This window comes from Sutterella sp. KLE1602, assembly GCF_001578585.1.
Classification (GTDB): Bacteria; Pseudomonadota; Gammaproteobacteria; order Burkholderiales; family Burkholderiaceae_F; genus Sutterella; species Sutterella wadsworthensis_A.
The window spans coordinates 1-20,270 of record NZ_KQ968483.1; the positions used below are offsets into that span (position 1 = coordinate 1).

Consider the following 20,270-nt stretch of genomic DNA (forward strand, 5'->3'; position numbering starts at 1 on the left):
GAAGACAGAGGTTTCCGCGCCGAATTTCTATGAAGGCCTACGTCTACGAGACCTTCGAGCAGCTCGGCCGTATCCCGGCCAACATCGTGATTCCCGTCGGCAACGGCACGCTCTTCATCGGCGCCGTCAAGGCGCTCGAGCATCTGCACGCCTCGGGGGCAATCGAGCGCTTCCCCAACATCATCGCGCTCCAGAGCGTGAAGTGCGATCCGCTCTACCGCGCCCGCGAGGCGGGGCTTGAGGATCCTGCACGCGTCACGCCCGCGCCCACGATGGCCGAGGGCATCGCCATCGGCGTTCCGATGCGCGGCCGCGAGATCCTTGACATGATGAAGCGCCACGACATCTGGGTCGTGCACGCTCCTAAGGACCGCATCCTCGAGGCCCGAGCCCTGCTCGCCCGCCGCGGCATCTACTGCGAGCACACCACGGCCGCCAACTACGCCGCCTGGGGCCGCTACTGCGAGCTCTACGGCCCCACGCCCGACACGCTCATCACCATGTGCGGCGCAGGCATCAAGTCCGACCACTGACCCGCACGCTCAGCCGTTGCGGCTCCCTGCACCTCAGGGAACCGCAACGCGCATCCGCCCCCTTCACCATCCTCCCTGCGGCCTCCTCCCGCCTTCCCATCCTGCTTCCTGATGCCTCGGACACCGCCTTCAAGTGCTGACGGAGAGCACGTTCCCCGAGTATTTTGACTCAAGACAAAACCCTGTCCCACGAAGGGAATACGCCGTAGGCAAAACGCCTTAGGGATGTCATTTATAAGAAACGTGAAATTTTAGTTGAATTACAAACCTTCTTTGACGGCTTGACGCAGGCCACAAGACGGCGTTTTGACGTCCGAATCCGTCCTCGAGCAGGCACATGATTGAATGGCGCGGGCCCCTCGCCCGCACACCCGAACGCGCTTCGAGCGCCGCCGCCTTCCTGTCGCTCACGCTATGCGCCTTCTTCGGCATTCTGAAGACGAAGGGCGCGCTGATGGGCTTCGGCAACGGCACGATCTAGCTCATCGTCTGCGCGTTCTTCCTCTCGCGCGGCTTCATCAAGATGAGGCTCGGCCGCCGCATTGCGTTTCGCATCATTCAGGCGATCGGCAGGAGCGCCACGTCGCTCGGCTATTCGATCTGTCTCGCAGAACTCATCATCTCTCCCGCCATGCCGTCGGCCACGACCCGAGGAGGAGGCGGCGTCTTCTATCCGATCGTCCAGTCGCTCTCGAGCGCCTTCGACTCCGAACCCGACCCCACCGCAGGCCGCATCGGCAAGTACCTGATGCAGGTCGGCTTCCATGCCGACGCCGTGACCTGCATAATGTCCCTCACCTCGATGGCCGGCAACCCGCTCTGCGTGGGTCTGCCATCGGAGTCGAGCTCACCTGAATGCAGTGGGCGGTCGCCGCCATCGTACCGGGCCTCGTCTGCCTGCTCCTCGTGCCGCTCGTCCTCCTCAGGATTGCGCCGCCCGAAATCAGGCAGATTCCGAATGCACGTCAGATCGCGCGTGACGAACTCGAGAAGATGGGGCCGATGTCCCGCGACGAACTCGTGCTCTCCTTCGTCTTCCTGATGTGCCTCGTGCTCTGGGCCACGGGCAGCCTCACGGGTCTGGGTGCCACGTCGATCGCGATGCTCGCGGTCTCCATCATGCTCATCGCCGGCGTCCTCACCTGGAAGGACATCCTCGCCGAAAAGGGCGCCTGGGACGCGATGTTCTGGATGGGCGGGCTGATGGCGCTCGCCACGGTCCTCTCCAAATCCGGCTTCATCAAGTGGGCCGCTGCCTTCATTGCGGACGGCATCGCGGACGCGCACATGGGCTGGATCTCCTCCTTCCTGATCATCTCGCTCATCTACATCTACTCGCACTACTGCTTCGCTTCGGTGACGGCCAGCATCTCCGCCATGTATGCCGCCTTCGTCGCCGTCGCGGCGGCCTGCGGCGCCCCCGCCCTGATGGTCGCGGTCGCCTTCGGCATCTTCGCCAACCTTCCCATCTCGCTCACCCACTACGGCAACGGCGCCGTCCCCGTCTATTTCGGCACAGGCTACGTGAGCCAGAGCGAATGGTGGCGCAACGGCTTCATCGTCTGCACGGTCAACACCGTCGTGTGGCTCACCGTCGGCATGACCTGGTGGAAACTCATCGGCCTCTGGTGACCGGAGCTTGATCAAACGGCCCGATCGGTCCGCATCCCTCGGGGATGCGGACCTTTTTCGTCATGGACCGTACGGTTCGATGAGGCATCAGCGGCGCCTGTCGGCAATGAATTCAAGGCCCCTCGCGGCGCACCAGGCGCAGCAGAGCCCGAGCAGGATGCCTGCCATGACGTCCGTAGGGAAGTGCACGAAGAGATAGAGGCGGGAGAAGGCGATGAGGGCCGCCAGCACGAGGGCGGGCCGGAAGAAGGCCGAGCGGCGCAGCCACAGCACGGTGGCCGACGCAAAGGAGGCGGCCGTGTGGCCCGAGGGGAAGGAAGGATCGGGCGGACACGCGGGCAGAAGCGTGAAGCCCATGATGTCGCAGGGACGAAGTCGATCAAAGAGCGGCTTGAGTCCCATGTTGCCGACAAGTGCGACCAGAGTGAGCGCGAGAAGGATTGCGGCTCCCGTGAGCCTCGTTCTGCGAAAGAGGAGAAGAGCGACGCCGAGCGCGATCCAGACGGCGCCGTGATCGCCCAGCGCGGTGACCGCACGCATCCAGCCGTCCCAGGTGCCCGACTCGAAGGCATCCCTGATGGCGAGAAGCACGGGAAAGTCGAAGTGACGGTTGAAGAGATCGACGGCCATGGAACGAATCAGCCAGCGGGATGAAGGGGAATGACGCGCTGGTTGGAGCTTCCGAACCAGCAGCCCTTTTCATGCACCTTGAGCTTTTCGACGTAGGGACCGTCGACGAGCACGTCGACGTACTCGAGCACGGGGCAGTCCGCCACCTTCTCGTGGCGGCGGCCCGTCCAGAGCCAGATGGTCTTCGTGTTGCCGAACCTTTCGCGCACGGCCCTGACGATCCTCAGGACCTCGTCCCGATTCTCGGGTTCTAGCGGATCGCCGCCGAGCAGGCTGAGGCCCTCGACGAAGTCCTCCTCGAGCGCCTTGAGAAGCGTCGCGAGGGTTTCGTCGGTGAAGGGCCTCCCGGCTCCGAAGTCCCAGCTCTCCTCGTTGAAGCAGCCGGGACAGTGTAGCGTGCACCCCGAGCAGAAGAGCGAGACGCGCACGCCGGGGCCGTTGGCCGTGTCGCAGGTGCTCAAGCCGATGTAGTTCATCGGAGGATCCTTACATGCTCTTGCGGTTGCGGATTTCGGCCATCTTGCCGTCGTTCATGCGGGACATGCCGTTGACGTTGGAGTAGCCGAGGTAGCCGCAGACGCGGGAGATGACGGAGAGGTTCGCGCTGCCGCAGTGCGGGCACTTGAAGAGCACGTTCGTGCTGTGCCTGCCGCAGTCGCCGCAGTAGGCGCTGTCGAAGTTGACGCCCTGATAGAAGCCCTTCTTCATGCCGCGGCGGATGACCGCCTTGACGGCCTCGAAGTTCTCGGGGTTGTCGAGGCGCACGTACTGGATGTGGCCGCCTTCGCAGAGATGGAAGTCCGTGAACTCGCGGTCCTGCTTCTCAAAGGGCGTGATGTCCTCCGTCACGTTGACGTGGAAGGAGTTCGTGAAGTACTCGGGGCTGTAGTGCTCGGTCGAGCGGAACACGTTCTCGACGCCTTCGTCGCGGCAGAAGCGGTCGTACTGACGGGCCTGCGTGGCGCAGAGCGACTCGGCCGGCGTGCCGTAGATGGCGTAGAGGTGGCCGTCCTCCTTCTTGAACTGCGCGAGCTTTTCCTTGAGGTGGCGAAGCACGGAGGCGGAGAAGTCGCCGCCCTCTTCGACGAGGCGCCTGCCGCTCCAGAGATAGGTGGCTTCGTCAAGGGCCGTGATGCCGAACGAGGCCGTCATGTAGCGCACGAGGTCGCCCACGCGGTCGTCGGGGCTCTTCGTGCCCTCGTAGAAGCCGCCCTGCGTGAAGGCGAGCGGGTTGCTCGAGCACTTCTGGTTGCGGATGATGTCGTAGCGCTTCTTAAAGAAGGAGCGGATGAATTCGAGACGCTCGTCGAGAATGCGCCAGAAGTCATTGCGCCAGGTGTCGGGATGACGGAGCTGGGCGAGCTTGAGGATGATCGGCAGGTTGAGCGAGACGGCGCCGATGTTGCAGCGCCCGACCGTGACGGCCCTGCCCTCTTCATTGCACCAGAGCGAGAGGAAGGCGCGGCAGCCCATGGGCGACGTGATGGCGCCGTACTGCTGGAAGATCTCGGAGACGCTGCCGTTCTCGGACGAAAGGCTCACGTAGTCCGGGTACATGCACTCGGAGGAGGTCCTGACGGCCTCGTCGAAGAGCTGGGCGGACCACTTGTCGGCCTCGATCTGGCGCTCGTCATAGAGATAGACAAGCTTCGGGAAGACGACGGGCTTGCCGTCCTTGCCGTGGCCGTTGCGGCGGACCTGGAGCATGATGCGGCTGATCGTCATGAGCCACTCGCGCTCCTCCTCGGTGAAGAGCTCGGGATTCCACTGACCGAAAGTGATCGTCGTGAAGGCGAAATCGCCGCGGCTGCACGGCACAGTGTTGAGCTTCAATTCGAGGGACTGGAAGCCCTGCTCGAGCTCGCGCACGACGTCGCGCGAGGCGACGCGCTCGACGGTATCCTCGTCAAGGCCGAGGTCGCGGTACTTGGCGCGGGCGGCGGCGAGGCTCTTCTCGACATAGGGCAGGAGCACCTTGTCAAGCTCGGGCAGCGTGAAGCCGCCGAACTGCTGGGCGGTCGCCACAAGCGTGATGTCACCGATCACCTGAAGAGCGGAAAGCACGGACTTGGGCTCGGAATACTGGACGTTCGACATCTCGAAGCCGCCCTTGAGGACGTGGCCGATGTCGAAGAGGCAGCAGTTGATGCAGCCGAGGATCATGTCGCGCAGGTCGTGGATGTAGATGTCGCCGCGCTCGATCAGGGCCTTCTCCTTGCCCGAAAGATAGAACTGCTTGTAGAGGCTCTTCGTGAGGTAGCCCTTGATCAGGGAGCCCTTCGTGGAGACGAGCGAGCTGTCGTAGTTAGCGTTCTCGCGGTCGCCGAGGCGCAGCACGTCGTCGGCATCCTGACGGAGCTGCTCGAACGTGCGGGCGTACGTCGTTTTGTAGTAGCGGTATTCGGCATAGGCCTCCGCCACCTGCTTGTGCTGCTGGGCGGAGAGAACGGCGATGACAAGCTCGTGAAGCTCAAGCACGGACACCTCGTCGCGGCCCTCAAGGCGCGAACGGACCTCACTGACGATGCGGGCGAGACCCTCGTCGTCGATGAGCGTGTCGCAGCGGAAGGCCGCCTTCTTCACCGCGTCAACGATCTTCTCGTCAATGAATTCTTCGGTCGTGTTGTCCTTCTTGATAACCGTCAGCATGTCGTCGTCCTTCTTTTAATCCTTCTCAACAGCGGCCGTCATTGAAACCAACGGACGGACCCGAAAAAACGAACTGCCGCCCCATGGGCGGCAGGGACTTAATCTTATGGAAAAGCCCCGAGAATCTCAACACTCTTTTCTTCGTCAAACGGATGTTTGCGGTATTGACAAACCTGCGCAAAAGTGCTTCCTCAAAACATCCCCGGCGGTCCGGAACGCCTCCCCGCATCCGCTCCTCCTTAGAGGGAGGCGCGTTTGAAGTCCCTCCCCCGCCGGTCCGAACCGCCTTTTTTCATCCATTCTTTTTTTCTATGAGAAGCATCGGCACCATACAATCGGACACCGAAAAAGTCACTACATCATGTGGTTTGACGACACCACAACCACAACATCTTGTGTTTTGCACAGATTTCACTCCAGAGAAATGACGCCTCGAACAACGGTCGAAAGCAATGGGGGAGAGGGTTTTACAAGCGGGTGAAGGAGGAGGCAGCCGAACTCGGGGAGGTGCGCCGGCACAAGATGTGGGAAAGGGCGTCCGACGGCGTGCGCGGGCGGCGGCGAAGACGGATGTGAAAAAGGCCGCGCCTTCACGTGAGGAAAGTGCGCGGCCCGTTGCCCCGGATTCAGCCTGAACCTCGGGAGGTTCGAAGCATCAGCTTCAGAAGGCGTTCTTCAGGATCGCCTCGACGTCGGACGCCTCAAGCGGCAGGAGGCGGCCCACGGGGCCGCGGCGGCAGCAGTGGCGCGCGAGCGACTCGACGGGGCATTCGTCGGCGCCGAGCTCGCCCATGCGGGTCGGCATGCCGAGGGACTTGTAGAAGGCGACGAGCGCCTCGATACCCTTCTTCGCAGCCTCGGCGTCGTCGGCCTCGACGATGCCGAAGACGTTGCGGGCGAACTGCGCCAAGCGCGCGGGCGTGCGTTCGGAGACGTAGCGCATCCAGGCGGGGATCACGACGGAGAGGCCCATGCCGTGGGTGATGGCCTCGTTCCAGCCGGAGATTTCATGCTCGATGGCGTGACAGGCCCAGTCCTCCTCGCGGCCCAGACCGAAGTAGCCGTTGTGCGCGAAGCTGCCGACCATGCCGATCTGGCACCAGGAATCGTAGTCGCGGGCATCCGCCCAGACCTTCGGGCCGAATTCGATCGCGGTGCGCATGGCAGCCTCGGACTGCGCGTCGACGTAGGCCGTCGCGGTCGTGCGCGTGAAATAGCGCTCCATGATGTGGGAGATCATGTCGACGACGCCGGCGGCGACCTGATGGCGCGGCAGCGTCATGAAGCATTCGGGATTGACGATGGCCGCGGCGGGGCGCAGGCATTCGGCGCCGATACCGGCCTTCGTGCCGTGGTGCGAGATCACGCACCGCACGGACTGCTCGGAACCCGCAGCGGGGATCGTCAGCACGGCGAGCACGGGCAGGGCCTTTTCGGGAACGGCGTGGCCGTCGAAGAAGTCCCAGCAGTCGCCCTCGTACTCGAGGCCAAGGGCAATGCACTTGGCGGTGTCGATCACGGAGCCGCCGCCCACGGCGACGACAAGACCCACGCCCTGATCGCGCATCCAGTCGACCGTCTCGCGCACGAAGCACAGGCGGGGGTTGGGATGGACGCCGCCCTTTTCAATCACCGTCATGCCTGCGGCCTCGAGGCTCTTCCTCACCGAGGCGAGAAGGCCGGAGCGGACGACGGAGCCGCCGCCGTAGACCACAAGGCACTTGTGGGTGCGGGCAACGGTTTCAGCCAGACGACCGGCTTCATTTTCGGCGCCGCGTCCGAAGACGAGGCGGACAGGATTGTGGTAGGCAAAGTTCAGCATGCTTGTGAGGCGGGCCTCCGTCCCCTCCTCTTCATGCCGGGAGGGACGGCGGCCGGCGGCCTTGTGTTTTTTTTCCGAAAAAAATAAACGCCGGGGTCTGCGCTCCTGGCACTCCCGGCGACGTCAGGTGCGCAGTTTATCCGTTTGACGGCCGCCCTGCATGAAAAATTCGGGTTTTTCTTTAGGGATTTTCTCCTATATGCAACACCCGCTTTCTTCGCGGAAAAGGCATCACGACCGCAGATCCAGCCGCCCGAAAAGCCCCGTGCGGGAGGCGTGCAGGCGTCGGAAGACGCGTTCGCACGACACCCTGCGAGGGCGAAGGAGCACCCGGTCCCCCACCCTTCACCGCATCACGCGAGCGTCAGGCGCCCCTGCGCGCAAAGCGCCTGCGGCGGGTGTCGAAGAGGCAGACGGCGGCCGCGGCGCCCACGTTGAGGCTTTCGCACGCGGCCTCGATCGGAATGTAGAAGCGACGGTCGGCAGCCTCAAGGCCCGCATCGGAGACGCCTGGTCCCTCGGCGCCCATCAGCCAGCAAACGGGGCCCTCGGCAACGTCGTCCGCCGCGAGGAAGAGATCCTCGCCGCCGCGGGCGTCGGCCGCGTAGATGCGGCCGCGATAGGCCCTGCGGAAGGCCTCGGGCGTGATGTTCTCGATGAAGACGGCGCCGAAGTGCGCGCCCATGCCGGCGCGCATCACCTTCGGGGACCAGAGGGTTGCGGCGACGGGACTTGCCGCCACGACGCGAACGCCTGCGGCGACCGCAGTGCGGATCAGCGTGCCCGCGTTGCCCGCGTCCTGCACACCGTCGAGATAGAGCGCGTCGGCGGACTTCCAGGCGTCGTCGGCGGGCGCGGGCGGAACGGCCGCCTCGCACATGACGCCGACGCCGTGCTCGACGGGCGAAAGCTGGTCGTAGAGGGCGGGCGAGAGCGCAAAGAGGTCTGCGCCGCTCTTCCTGCAGAGCTCAAGGGCGAGTTCGCGGGCCTCGCGCGAGGCGCGGTCCGCATCGATCAGAACGGCGTTGACGCGGCAGCCGGATTCGAGCGCCACCTGCATCAGATGGATGCCCTCCATCAGGGTGGCCCTCTCCTTTCTCACGGCACGCGCGTCGCGCGCGAGCTTTTTCCAACGCTTGAACTTCGCGTTGGCCTCGCTCTCAATGAACTTTTCAATCATTCTCGTTCTCCTTGGCTGCCTTGCCGGCGATCATGGACTTGACGGGCTCGAAAGAGCGGCGGTGCTCGGGCGTGATGCCGAGCGTGCGGATCGCCTCGACGTGCCTTGCGGTGCCGTAGCCCGCATGAGCGGCGAAACCGTAGCCCGGATAGATCTTGTCGAGTTCGGCCATGCGGGCGTCTCGTGCGGTCTTCGCGAGGATCGAGGCGGCCGAGATGGCGGCGACCCTGGCGTCGCCCTTCACGACGGCGGAGGCGGGAGCGGGCAGCCCCTGGGGCGTGCGGTTGCCGTCGACGAGGATGAGCTCGGGCCTGACGCCGAGCCCCTCAACGGCGCGCTTCATGGCGAGCATCGTCGCCTGAAGGATGTTCAGCGTGTCGATCTCGTGGACGTCGGCCCAGGCGACGCACCAGGCGAGCGCGCGCTCGCGAATGAGCGGCGCGAGCGCCTCGCGCCTCGCGGCCGAGAGCTTCTTCGAGTCGTTGAGGCCCTCGACGGGACGGTCGGGATCAAGAATCACGGCCGCCGCGCAGACGGGGCCCGCGAGCGGGCCGCGGCCCGCCTCGTCGACCCCTGCGACGAGCGTCGATGAAAAGAGCGGATCCTCCGAACCGAAGAGGCTCGGCAGGTCGGTGGTGGGCTGCGTTTTGGAAGCGGCGGATTTGGCCACGGTCAGGTCCTGGTGAATGAATGGGAAAAAGAAAAGGCGCTCCGCGGAACCGGCCGGCGAAGCGCCCCTGCGGGCTTGCCCTCTCTCAGAGCTCTCGAGCCCCTCAGGATCTTGCGACGCTCATGATGACGTCGGCGGCGAGAGCGGGCGTGTCAGCGATGAGGCTCTCGTGCATGGCCGAGAAGCGTTCCTCGAGCATCCTGCGGCGGGCTTCGTTCTGAAGCGCGTCCTCAAGCGCGTAGGAGATCGGATCGGGCTCGCAGAAGAACTGCAGGAACTCGGGCACGACGTTTTCGCCGAGCAGGATGTTCGGCAGGGAAACGCAGTGGATGAGCGCCTTCTTCTGCATGATCATGCCCGTGAGGGCGGGCATCTTGTAGCCCACGACCATCGGCTTCTTGTAGAGCGCGCACTCGAGCGCGGCCGTGCCGGAGGCGACGAGCACCGCGTCGGCGGCCTCGATCGTGCGATGGCTTTCACCCGTGACGATCTGCATCGCCTGGGCAAGGCGCGGGTACATGCTCGCCACCTGCAGGATGCGGGTACGGGCCTGCTCGTCGACGGCGGGAATCAGGACGTGGGCGCCGCCGTTGCGGGCGAGAAGACGCTCGACGGCGTTGAAGAAGACCGGAGCACAGCCCTTGAGCTCGTCGACGCGCGAGCCAGGCATCACGGTGATGACGGGCAGGCCGTCGTCACCAATGCCGAAGCTCCTGCGGGCGCCCGCCGTGTCGGGCGTCATCGGGATGATGCCCGCGAGCGGATGGCCGACGAAGGTGGCGGGCACGCCGGCCTTGCGGTAGATCTCCTGCTCGAACGGGAAGACGAGCAGCATGTGGTCGACGGCGCGGCGGATCGTCTGGATGCGCTCGGGACGCCAGGCCCAGATCGAGGGGCTCACGAAGTGAACGGTCGGAACGCCGCGGCGGCGCAACTTCTCCTCGACGGCGAGGTTGAAGTCGGGAGCGTCGACGCCCACAAACACCTGCGGCATCGAGTCGCCGAAGCGGGTGATGAGGTCCTTGCGGAAGCTCAGCAGGCGCGGCAGGTGCGTGAGCACTTCGACATAGCCGCGCACGGAAAGCTCGCGCGAGTCGTACCAGGCGCGAAAGCCCGCGGCGCGCATCTTGTCGCCGCCCACGCCGTACTGCGGAGCACCGCCCATGCGTGCGGCCACCTCAGGAATCACAAGGCTCGCGATGAAGTCGCCGCTCGCCTCGCCGGCAAGCCAGACGGCGCCGTTGCGTTCAAGCGTCGGAATGGAAGACTGAATGCCCATGAGTTTCCCCTCGTTGATGGTACGGTTCGTAGTGGTGAGAATGAATGCGCCGGGCGGATCAGCGGATCACGCCTCGCGGGCTGCTACCGATGAATTCGATGAAGCGGGTGAGCTGCTCGACGGCGTCCGGGAAGTCGGCCTTGAGGGCCTCGATCTTCACGAGCGCCTCCTTGACGATGAGGCCCTCGCGGTACATCAGGCGGTAGGCCTGGTGCAGCGCGCGCACCTGCGTGTCGGAGTAGCCGAAGCGGCGCAGGCCCACGGTGTTGAGGCCGTGAGGCGCACAGGGGTTGTCGGAGCAGATCACGTAGGGCGGAACGTCGCGCAGAACGGCGGAGGCGCCGCCCACCATGGCGTGCTCGCCGATGCGCACGAACTGATGCACGCCCGTCTGGCCGCCCACGATTGCCCAGTCGTCGACGCGGACGTGGCCCGCGAGCGCGACGTTGTTGGCGATGATCGTGTGGCTGCCGACGCGGCAGTCGTGTGCCACGTGGACGTTGGCCATGAAGAGGTTGTCGCTGCCGACCGTCGTGACGCCCTCGTCCTGAATCGTGCCGATCGAGAACGTGCAGTTTTCGCGGATCACGTTGTTGTCGCCCACGACGAGCACCGTGTCCTCGCCCGCATACTTCTTGTCCTGCGGATCGCAGCCGATCGAAGCGCCCGCGTAGATCACGTTGCCGCTGCCGATCGTCGTGCGGCCCTCGACGCAGACGTGGCTGCGCAGGTGAGTGCCCGCACCGATCCGAACCTTCGGCCCGACGAGGCAGAAGGGGCCGACGACGACGTCGGCGGCGAGCACGGCATCGGGATGAACGATGGAGGACGGATGAATTTGAGCCATGACAATTCCTTTTTTGACCTTGTTCGCGCGCCTTCTTCGGAAATTTCGCGGCATCCCGCCGCCCGCCGTGCATCTGACGTTCTCGTGAAACGGAGCACGGGCGCCCGTGCGCGCAGGCTCCCGCAGGGGCGGAAGCCGAGCAATCCCAATATTATAGATTAGACTGCCCGTGCGCCGAGAAGACGGATCGCGCCCCGGCGAGGAGCCTCCCGCCGCAAATGCCATACGCCGCTTGCGTTTCAGGGCGTTCCTCCTCAGGAACACGCGTGCAGGGCGAACGCAAAAAAAGAGGCCAGCGGTCCTTGGGACTGCGAGCTGAAGTTTTCCAACCAAAAGGAGCGGAGGACTCATGCATTGCTGCGGCGTTCTCCATGCCTTCAATGAGCCGAATCCCGCCCGCCATCCGTTTCGAACTTCCCGGGAGACGTAACAAGAGGTCGGAACGAAACACTTCGAGCATCTCGAAACAAACCCTTGAAACGCCTCTGCAGGAGGCGCCCCGCATGACTTTGAGCGAAGAACGCCCCGCAGGATTCTTGCATCTCGTTGCAAGCGCCCCACCGAGGTCAAAAACAAGGCCTGCAGTCGTTTTCCTGCAGGCCGAAATCATGTTCTTGAAGTCTCCGGAGGGCAGCTTCGCCTTCCTGATGCATTGACTGTACCTGAAGGGCCTCCCGGTGCTGTTTCGTCATTGGGCCTTCTGTAACAGAGCTTCCTGCCGCGCCGCTCCGCCTCCCTGCCCTCCGCACACAAGACGCCTCGTGCAGAGGGATATATCGCCCAACTGCGCTGCACGGCCTCGTGGAACGCACTTGCATTCTGACGCATTTTGGCGGGATTCCGCCGCAGCCCGACGAAGCAGGCAAACCCGAGGCTCCGAAGAAGCAAAAAAAGAGGCCCGCGGGCAACGCCTGCAGGCCTGAAGCTTTCCAACCAAAAGGAGCGGAGGTCCTCCGTGCTCGTCGCACTTCGTTCTCCATGTCTCGTACTTTAGGGCATGTCGCTTCGCGAGCTGTTTCGACTTCCCGGCGGACGTAACAGAGCGCAGGACGAAACCTCGCCCGCGAACCTAGGGTTAACCCTCCAGACGCTACTGCGAGAGGTCTTTTCAGGTGCTGGCGCAGGTGAAAGGCTCGCGGCGACTTTTGCATTCCGTAGCATCTCAGGCGCCTTTCTTACGGGTTCTCGGAAGGAAAATTCCTCCGCCCCCCCTGCGGCACTGCATAACGGCATGCTAGAATGCGATCCGCACTCTTCAGGGGAGTAGCTCGGGCGGCCGCAACGGCCGCCGTCCTGCGTCAACATGCTTGAAGCGCCTTGCTTTATGGCGCAGGAATGCGAGCCTCGGGGACTCATCGTTCCCGGCGCGGCATGAGCAAGACCTGCGGTGTGTCCTCTTCCGGATAAACCGCAAGGACGCCCAGGACGCGCCCGGGCCGGCGCATCGGGCAGGAAGAGGATGCGCCCGCAGTTTCTTGAACACATGCCCCACGCGCCGTCCCCGACAATCCCCCATGCTTGAAGCCCTTCAGACTCTTCTTCTCTCCACCGGCGTCGTCACCGCAAGCGAAATCGGCGACAAGACCATGCTCATGGCCATCTGCCTCGCCGCCCGATTCCGCAGGCCTGCTCCCATCATCTGGGGCATCCTCGTCGCCACGGTCCTCAACCACGCGATGGCGGGCGGCGTGGGCGCCGTGCTCGCCACCCTCATCACGCCCGAAATCCTCCGCTGGATCCTGATCGTCTCGTTCGCCGCCATGGCCGCCTGGATGCTCGTCCCCGACAAGCTCGACGACGAGGAGACGGACGAGGGCCGCATGAAGCGCTTCGGCGTCTTCGGCACCACCGTCGTGCTCTTCTTCCTCGCCGAAATGGGCGACAAGACCCAGCTCGCCACCGTGGCGCTCGCCGCGAAGTTCCCCGCCGAGGCCCTCTGGGTCATCTCGGGCACGACGCTCGGCATGATGATCGCCGACGCGCCCGCCGTCTTCATCGGCAACAAGCTCGCCGAGCGCCTCTCTATGAAGCTCATGCGCCGGATCGCCGCCGCGGTCTTCGCCATCCTCGCCGTTGCCGCCTGGCTCGGCTGCTGATCCTGCCGCACTCACCCCGCCGCCACGGCGGCAGGGGCCTGAAGCCTCGAAAAAAATAAAAAAAAGCCCGCGGTCTCAGTGACAGCGGGCGAATAAATCCAACCAAAAGGAGCGGAGGACGCGTCGCCTTCCGGCGTCGTTCTCCGATGAGCTAACTTTACCTGACGAGCTCTCCACCAAGGTTTCAGACGTCGGGGCAAATGTAACAAGTCTTCAGGAAAAACCCTAGGTTGATTGGTAGTTACCCTGCCTCCCTCCCGCTCTTGCCCGTCACCACAGGCGAATTCAAACTTCACAAGAACGGCCTAGGCAGTTTGTACTAGATGCATTTTGTTGCATTTCTAAGGGTTTCTTCGTCCCTTCCGGTGCCTTTCGAGCACTTGGGCAAGGCTTTTTTCCCTGTTCGCGCTTCCAAAAAAAATCCTGCGCGGAGAGGATTCTCCTGCGCAGGACTTCTGCTGCCGCCGGCTTTGACCGGCTTCAGGCGCGTCGGGACTTCAGGGCCCTTAGGCCTGCTTGCCGGCGTCGGACGTCTTGGGCGCGACGGGGCGGTAGGCGCACATCATCTCAGCCTGGGCGACGACCTTGCCGTCGACGCGGGCGACGGCCTCAAAGATGCCGAGACCGAGCTTGGAGCGGATGAACTTGCCTTCGATCATGAGCTGATCGCCGGGCTGCACGACCTGCTTGAAGCGGGCCTTGTCGATGCCTGCGAAGTAGAAGAGCGAGTTCTTGCGGTCCGTGCCTTCGGGAAGGCGGGAGAGCGCGATGATCGCGCAGGCCTGGGCCATCGCCTCGATGATCAGAACGCCGGGCATGACGGGCACGCCGGGGAAGTGTCCCGTGAACTGCGGCTCGTTGGCAGTGACGTTCTTGAGCGCAACCACGCGGCCGGCCTCCGTGTCGAGCTCGACGATGCGGTCGATGAGAAGGAACGGATAACGGTGCGGAAGCATGTCCATGATGTCACGGATGTCGAGCGTACTCATATTGGAACGTAACCTCTATTGAAAAATGGGGCCTTGGCGTGCGGCGGGATGCCGCCGCTCTCCGGGGGCATCTTCTTATTGTCGCGCCTTTTGAAAAATTATTCTTCGGCAGAACGGATTAACGCCTCGAGTTCAGCCATGCGGCGGGCAAGGGCCTTGAGCTCCTTGCGCATGGCAGGAAGACGCGAGATCGTGGCGCCGACGAGCTGGAAGTCGCGGCCCTCCAAGGCGGGGAAGAAGCCGGTCTTCTGGGCGGGTTCCTTGCCCCAGCCCGTGATGGCCGTGCCCGGACCGATGCCGGAACCTGCGGGGATGTTGATGTGGCCGTTAATCATGGCCGCGCCGCCCACCATGCAGTGGTCACCCACGGTGGTCGAACCCGCGATGCCCACGCAGGCAGCCATCACGACGTGGCGGCCGATGCGGTCGTTATGGCCGAGCTGGATCTGGTTGTCAAGCTTGGTGCCGTCGCCGATCACGGTGTCCTCGAGGGCGCCGCGGTCGACCGTCGTGCCCGCGCCGATCTCGACGTCGTCGCCGATCACCACGCGGCCCACCTGCGGGATCTTGACCCACTCGCCCTTGAAGGGCGCAAAGCCGAAGCCGTCGCCGCCGATCACGCAGCCGGGCTGGAAGATGCAGCGGTTGCCGACGACCGTGCCGCGTTCAAGCACGCAGTTCGGGTAAAGAATGCAGTCCTCGCCCACGACCGTGTCCTCACCCACGACGGCGCCCGTCTTGATGACGGTGCGTGCGCCAACGCGCGCGCCGCGGCGCACGACGGCGAGCGCCTCGACCGTTGCGCTCGGATCCACCTCGGCGCCCTCTTCAACGAAGGCGCGCGGATGAATGCCCGCAGGCGTTTCGACGTGGAAGAGAATCTGGGAGGCGAATGCAAAGAAGGCGTACGGATTGTCGCAGACGAGCACGGCGCGGCCGGGTTCGTCCGAACCGAAGAGCGCCTCGACATCCTGCTCGCGCATGATGAGGAGCGAGGCCCTCGAAGCCTTCATCGCCTCGGCGTAGGCGGCGTTCGTGAGAAAGGCCATGTCGCCTTCGCCCGCAGTCTGGGGCGGCATGAAGCGGGAGACTTCGGCGCATTCGCCCAGAAGGCGCATTTCAAGCCTTCCGCGGCTCATTCCGGACACGCGGGCAATCAGATCGGTAACGGCATAACGCGGCAGATTTTCGGCCATGACGGCTCCTCAGTATGTTGTGGTTTCGTTGTTGCATGACGGCGAACGGGCCTCAGGCCCGTTCATGCCGCTTTGCTTTTTCCATTATTTTTTCTTCTTCGCAGGCTTGACGTCGGCGTCAAGCGCCTTCATCACGCGGTCCGTGATGTCGACCTTGGGACTGGCATAGAAGAACTCGTAGAGCACCAGATCGAACTTCTCGGTCTCGGCGATCTGCTGGATGATGCGTCCTGCGCGTCCCTGCAGCAGGAGCACCTCCTCGTTGCGTCGCTGATTGAACTCGTCGCGGGCCTCGCGGCTGCGGCGCGCAACGTCGCGCTCCATCTCGGCGAGCTCCCTGCGCTCGGTGACGCGCTCGCTCTCGCTCATGTCGGAGGCGCCCTTCTCGAAGCGCTCGAGACGCTGCTTGAAGCGCTTGGTGAGCGCATCAATCTCCTCCTGACGGCGCATGCCCTCGGCATTGAGGCGCTCGCCCGCTTGGGCGGCGGAGAGAGAGTCGCGCAGAATGCGCTCCATGTTGACGACGCCGATGCGAAGATCCGCGGCGCCCACGGGCGCGAGCATGGCGAGGCCGAGCACGGCGGCCGAGAGAACGGAGGGCAGAAGCTTTTTCACGGTGTTCACCTTTGGGCTTGAAAAAAACGGGGCGCCCGATTTGGGCAGCCCCGTCTGCAGGCATTTTCGTATTTTACCGCCGCGCACGGCCCGACGACGGGCCGCCCGCGCGGCTCGGCAGGTCTTAGAAGCCCGTGCCGATCTGGAACTGGAAGCGCTGCGTCTTGTCGCCTTCCTTCTCGTTGAGCGGGAAGGCCAGCGAGAACTTCAGGGGGCCGAGCGGAGAGATCCAGGCCACGCCGATGCCGGTCGAGTAGCGCAGGTCGCTCATACTGAATTCCTGACGCCTGTAGTCGGCATGGCCGTTGGCGTTGACGAAGCCTTCGTAGCCCCAGGCGTAGCCGGCGTCGAGGAAGCCGAAGATACGCAGCGTGCGGTCGCCGCCCGGCAGCGGGGCGAGGAGTTCAAGCGAGGCGTTGATCATGCGGTCGCCGCCCAGATTGTCCGCGTCGTCGTTCATCTTGTTCGTGCTGTCCTTCGGACCGAGCGTGCCGGATTCGAAGCCGCGCACCGAGCCGATGCCGCCCACGTAGAAGTTCTTGAAGAACGGGAACATGTCGGTCTGGCCGTAGACGTCGCCGTAGCCCACTTCGCCGTTGAAGGCCAGCGTCCACGTCCTCGAGAGCGGGAAGTAGTGCTGGTACTGGTAGGTGAACTTGTAGTACTCGATGTCCATGCCCGGCAGGCCGACTTCACCGTTGAGGCGCTGGTACACGCCGCGCGTCGGAGCGAGCGAGTTGTCGCGGGAGTCGCGGGACCAGCCGACCGTGGCGGCCACGGACACGGGATCGGCGCCGTAGCGGTTCACGTAGTCCTGATAGCGCTGCGGGGAGTTGCTGTTGGCGTCAACCTTCGTGGATTCGATCTTGCCGCCGAGGAACACGCGGTCGTTTTCCGTGAACGGGATGCCGAACGCGAGCGAGGCGCCGCGGGTTTCGTATTCCACGTCGGCGACGTCGAGCTCTTCAAGGTCGACGCGGCGGTCATAGACTTCCCACGAGCGGCTGATGCCCTCGGGCGTGATGTACGGTTCGACGACGGAGAGCGCGTAGGTGCGCTGGGACTTCGACGTGTTGACGTCGACGGATACGGACTTGCCGGTACCGAAGACGTTGTTCTGCGCGAAGCCCGCCGAAAGGATGATGCCGTCGGACGTGGAGTAGCCCGCACCGAGCGAGACGGAGCCGGTCGGACGCTCCTTCACCTTGATGTCGACGTCGACCTGGTCGCGCGTGCCGGGCACGGGCACCGGGTCAGCCGTCACGGACTCGAAGTAGCCGAGACGGTCGATGCGGTCGCGCGAGAGCTTGACCTTGGAGCTGTCGAACCAAGCGGATTCGTACTGGCGGACTTCACGGCGGATCACCTCGTCCTTCGTGCGGTTGTTGCCCGTGATGTTCACGCGGCGAACATAGGCGCGGCGGCCCGGGTCGATCGTGTAGACGACCTCGACCGTGCGGTTCTCGCGATCGGCGATCGGATTGGGCGTCGCGGTCGCAAAGGCGTAGCCGAGCGTGGAGAGCTTGTCGACGAGCGCCGTGGAGACGTTGTTGACCTGCTCGGCACTGTAGATCTCGCCCGCCTTGAGCGTCAGGAGCTTGTTGAGCTCCTCGTCGATACCGAGAAGGTCGCCCGTGAGCTTGGCGCCGGCGATCGTGTACTTCTCGCCCTCGGTCATGTTGATCGTGATGTAGACGTCGGACTTGTTGGGCGCGATGGAAACCTGGACGGAGTCGATCTTGAAGTCGAGGTAGCCCTGATTCATGTAGAAGGAGCGGATCGTCTCAAGGTCGGCCGCAAGCTTTTCACGGCTGTAGAGGTCGCGCTTCGTGTACCAGCTGAACCAGTTCGGCATGCCGAGCTGCATCTGGTCGAGCAGCTCGTCGGCATCGAAGAGGCGGTTGCCCGTGAAGCGGATCGAGGCGATCGACGAGGCACGGCCTTCGTCGACGTTGATCGTGATGCGCACGCGATTGCGTTCGAGCGGCGTGGCGATCGTCTTGATCTTCACGCCGTAATAGCCGCGGGCGAGGTACTGGCGGCGCAGCTCCTGGTCGGCGCGGTCAAGCGTCGCCTGGTCGAAGATGCGGCCCTCGGCCATGCCGACGTCGCGCAGGCTGGTCTCGACAGCGTCTTTGTCGAAGGCCTTGATGCCGTGCGTCTCAATGGTCGCCACAGCGGGACGCTCGACGATGTGCACGACGAGCACGTCGCCGTCCTGAGAGAGCGACACGTCCTTGAAGAGGCCGGAGCGGTAGAGCGAGTGGATGGCGCGGGTGCCCATGTCGGGCGTGTACTCGTCGCCTGTGCGGAACGGAAGATGCGAAAAGACCGTACCGGGTTCGGTACGCATCAGGCCTTCAACTCGAATGTCGGAAATGACAAAAGCCGAGGCCCCCTCGGCGCACACCATGGCCGCAATGACAGCGGCGGCCGTCTTCGTCAGATTGGCAGACAAAATGAATTCTCTCTATATCGTCACGGGTCACGCCCTCCGCCCTTGCACGGTCTGCTTCAGGTTCATCCCCGAAGACGACCGCAAACGGCGGCGGCAAATTTGTGTAAGGTTACCAAATCTTGAGGCTCTCCGTTAGCGGGCGGCGGGACCTCTTTCACGACAGAACGGGTAATCCCTGTCTTCGAGGTCGCATTCCTGCGCCACCCGACTCCGTCGAGCCCCGTCACGCGCCCTCGAAAAGGCGCGTGAGGTCGTTGTTCATCGCAAAGGCAAAGACGACGAGCATCAGGCCGAAGCCCGCCTTACCTATCCAGTTCTTCGTCCTTTCGGAAAAGTCCCGGCCGCGCAGGCCCTCGAGGCCAAGCACCACGAGCTGTCCGCCGTCGAGCACCGGCACGGGGATCAGGTTCATGAAGCCGATCGCGATCGAGATGAGCGCAAGATATTCAAGGAAGGGCACGAAGCCGCCGCGCACGGCGTCGCCCGCCATGTCGGCAATGCCGATCGGGCCCGTCAGGTTCTTCGTACTGGCCTCGCCCGTGGCCATCTGGCTCATGCCTCTGGCCTGAAGGGTAGTGATGCTCTTCACCTTGCGCCAGCCCGCGGCGACTGCGTCAACAGGCGAGAGCCTCACGACGACCATCTCGGGAAGCGCCCTGATGCGGATGCCGACAACCGTGCGGCCCTCCGACAGCACGGGCATGATCTCCACCACGCGCTCGGTCTCGGGCGTCCTGATGTTCGAAAGCGTCAGCCTCACGGGCGAGCCCGTGGGCGTCGCGCCTATGGCCTCAACCGCCTCCTGGACCGAGCTCACCCCTGCACCGTTGACGGCCAGAATCCTGTCGCCGCTCGCAAGCCCCGACTTTTCGGCGGGCGAATCCTTCACCGTCCCCGCCACGACGGGGTCCCTGAGCCAGGGCACGAGGCCGAGATGGATGACGGGCGGGCGCCCGCTCATGTCGTCAAGGCTCACGCCTGCGAGCGAGAAATGCCTGACGAAGGTCTCATCCCCGCGGGAGAACCTGACGGGAATGTCGGCGCTGCCCGCCAGACCGAAAAGCTCGACGTTCATGTCCGTGATGCCGAGAACCGGCGCACCGTTGACGGACAGCACGCGGTCGCCCTGCCTCACGTTCTCGCTCGCCGCCTGCGTGCCTGCGGGCGGCGTGCCCATGACGGCCGCGAAGTCGGGCATTCCGATCGCGCCGACCATCACGTAGAGGAAGAAGGCGAGGATGAAGTTCGTGGCAGGACCCGCAAAGAGCACGAGGCCGCGCTTCCAGCGGGCCTGACGGGTATAGAGCCTGCTGCGATCCTCTTCAGTGAGATCGGCATCCGCCTCGTCGGCCATCCTCACGTAACCGCCGAGCGGCAGGGCCGAGAAGCAGTATTCGGTCTCCCCCTTTCTCCTTCGCCAGAGCACGGGGCCCATGCCGAAGGAAAATCGCGTCACCTTGATGTTGAAGAACTTGGCCGTGAAGAAATGGCCGCCCTCGTGAACGATGACGATGATGCCGATGGTGAGTAGAAAGCCGGCGAGGCCCAGAAGAAAGCTCATGATCAGATGCGGGAGATTGGAGTCGGACCCAACAAGATACACGGTTTGAGCCGCGCACGCTCGGAGCCTTCCACCCTACCCTAAAAGTCGTCTAATGCGGCCACGATTCAACT

Annotated in this window: 17 protein-coding genes and 1 pseudogene; 5 read left to right on the forward strand and 13 right to left on the reverse strand. The window is 64.0% G+C overall.

The genetic code is table 11. The features are described from left to right. From HMPREF3036_RS00250 to HMPREF3036_RS11430, 4 genes and pseudogenes are all read left to right on the forward strand, one after another. Positions 1 to 533 (forward strand): pyridoxal-phosphate dependent enzyme (locus HMPREF3036_RS00250; protein WP_156469698.1); only part of this gene is annotated, 533 nt, incomplete at its 5' end. A gap of 337 nt (positions 534 to 870) precedes the next feature. Next, entirely contained in the window at positions 871 to 1,014 is a 144-nt protein-coding gene (locus HMPREF3036_RS11765) for a hypothetical protein (protein WP_005434880.1), read from the forward strand. 42 nt (positions 1,015 to 1,056) lie between these two features. Next, a pseudogene (locus HMPREF3036_RS12420) lies at positions 1,057 to 1,314 on the forward strand (anion permease); the annotation flags it as partial. Positions 1,315 to 1,388: 74 nt separating this feature from the next. Then, a complete protein-coding gene (locus tag HMPREF3036_RS11430; protein ID WP_082897293.1) occupies positions 1,389 to 2,165 on the forward strand; it encodes a DASS family sodium-coupled anion symporter in 777 nt (258 codons plus the stop codon). A gap of 87 nt (positions 2,166 to 2,252) precedes the next feature. On the opposite strand, the gene HMPREF3036_RS00260 is transcribed toward HMPREF3036_RS11430, so the two are convergent. The 8 genes from HMPREF3036_RS00260 to lpxA all read right to left on the reverse strand — a co-directional run bounded on the left by HMPREF3036_RS00260 (position 2,253) and on the right by lpxA (position 11,242). Next, a complete protein-coding gene (locus HMPREF3036_RS00260; RefSeq protein ID WP_082897294.1) occupies positions 2,253 to 2,795 on the reverse strand; it encodes a phosphatase PAP2 family protein in 543 nt (180 codons plus the stop codon). An 8-nt stretch (positions 2,796 to 2,803) separates the two neighbouring features. Further along, positions 2,804 to 3,271, reverse strand: coding sequence for an anaerobic ribonucleoside-triphosphate reductase activating protein (gene nrdG, locus HMPREF3036_RS00265; protein WP_062330684.1), 468 nt, complete (start codon positions 3,269 to 3,271; stop codon positions 2,804 to 2,806). A 10-nt stretch (positions 3,272 to 3,281) separates the two neighbouring features. Further along, positions 3,282 to 5,444, reverse strand: coding sequence for an anaerobic ribonucleoside-triphosphate reductase (nrdD, locus tag HMPREF3036_RS00270; protein WP_062330686.1), 2,163 nt, complete (start codon positions 5,442 to 5,444; stop codon positions 3,282 to 3,284). Between the two features lie 661 nt (positions 5,445 to 6,105). Next, the gene (locus HMPREF3036_RS00275) at positions 6,106 to 7,266 is read right to left on the reverse strand and encodes an iron-containing alcohol dehydrogenase (protein ID WP_005434894.1); all 1,161 of its coding nucleotides are present in this window, start codon (positions 7,264 to 7,266) and stop codon (positions 6,106 to 6,108) included. A gap of 364 nt (positions 7,267 to 7,630) precedes the next feature. Next, a complete protein-coding gene (locus tag HMPREF3036_RS00280; RefSeq protein WP_005434896.1) occupies positions 7,631 to 8,446 on the reverse strand; it encodes a TrmH family RNA methyltransferase in 816 nt (271 codons plus the stop codon). Continuing rightward, positions 8,439 to 9,116, reverse strand: a complete 678-nt coding sequence (gene rnhB / locus HMPREF3036_RS00285) for a ribonuclease HII (protein WP_082897295.1) — start codon at positions 9,114 to 9,116, stop codon at positions 8,439 to 8,441. The genes HMPREF3036_RS00280 and rnhB overlap by 8 nt, the downstream gene beginning before the upstream one ends. 103 nt (positions 9,117 to 9,219) lie before the next feature. Further along, positions 9,220 to 10,395: a lipid-A-disaccharide synthase gene (gene lpxB / locus HMPREF3036_RS00290; protein ID WP_062330689.1), complete on the reverse strand. Its 1,176-nt coding sequence runs from the start codon at positions 10,393 to 10,395 to the stop codon at positions 9,220 to 9,222. A gap of 58 nt (positions 10,396 to 10,453) precedes the next feature. After that, positions 10,454 to 11,242: an acyl-ACP--UDP-N-acetylglucosamine O-acyltransferase gene (gene lpxA, locus HMPREF3036_RS00295; protein ID WP_005434902.1), complete on the reverse strand. Its 789-nt coding sequence runs from the start codon at positions 11,240 to 11,242 to the stop codon at positions 10,454 to 10,456. A 1,514-nt stretch (positions 11,243 to 12,756) separates the two neighbouring features. On the opposite strand from lpxA, the gene HMPREF3036_RS00300 reads away from it, so the two are divergent. Then, positions 12,757 to 13,338, forward strand: a complete 582-nt coding sequence (locus HMPREF3036_RS00300; protein WP_062330692.1) for a TMEM165/GDT1 family protein — start codon at positions 12,757 to 12,759, stop codon at positions 13,336 to 13,338. A 506-nt stretch (positions 13,339 to 13,844) separates the two neighbouring features. On the opposite strand, the gene fabZ is transcribed toward HMPREF3036_RS00300, so the two are convergent. From fabZ to rseP, 5 genes are all read right to left on the reverse strand, one after another. After that, positions 13,845 to 14,327: a 3-hydroxyacyl-ACP dehydratase FabZ gene (fabZ, locus tag HMPREF3036_RS00305; protein ID WP_005434915.1), complete on the reverse strand. Its 483-nt coding sequence runs from the start codon at positions 14,325 to 14,327 to the stop codon at positions 13,845 to 13,847. A 98-nt stretch (positions 14,328 to 14,425) separates the two neighbouring features. After that, the gene (lpxD, locus tag HMPREF3036_RS00310) at positions 14,426 to 15,523 is read right to left on the reverse strand and encodes a UDP-3-O-(3-hydroxymyristoyl)glucosamine N-acyltransferase (protein ID WP_062330696.1); all 1,098 of its coding nucleotides are present in this window, start codon (positions 15,521 to 15,523) and stop codon (positions 14,426 to 14,428) included. A gap of 84 nt (positions 15,524 to 15,607) precedes the next feature. Beyond that, positions 15,608 to 16,138, reverse strand: coding sequence for an OmpH/Skp family outer membrane protein (locus tag HMPREF3036_RS00315; protein WP_082897297.1), 531 nt, complete (start codon positions 16,136 to 16,138; stop codon positions 15,608 to 15,610). Positions 16,139 to 16,262: 124 nt separating this feature from the next. Next, positions 16,263 to 18,551, reverse strand: a complete 2,289-nt coding sequence (gene bamA, locus HMPREF3036_RS00320; protein WP_062330713.1) for an outer membrane protein assembly factor BamA — start codon at positions 18,549 to 18,551, stop codon at positions 16,263 to 16,265. Between the two features lie 268 nt (positions 18,552 to 18,819). Further along, a complete protein-coding gene (rseP, locus tag HMPREF3036_RS00325; protein WP_197457912.1) occupies positions 18,820 to 20,157 on the reverse strand; it encodes an RIP metalloprotease RseP in 1,338 nt (445 codons plus the stop codon). Positions 20,158 to 20,270 lie beyond the last annotated feature (113 nt).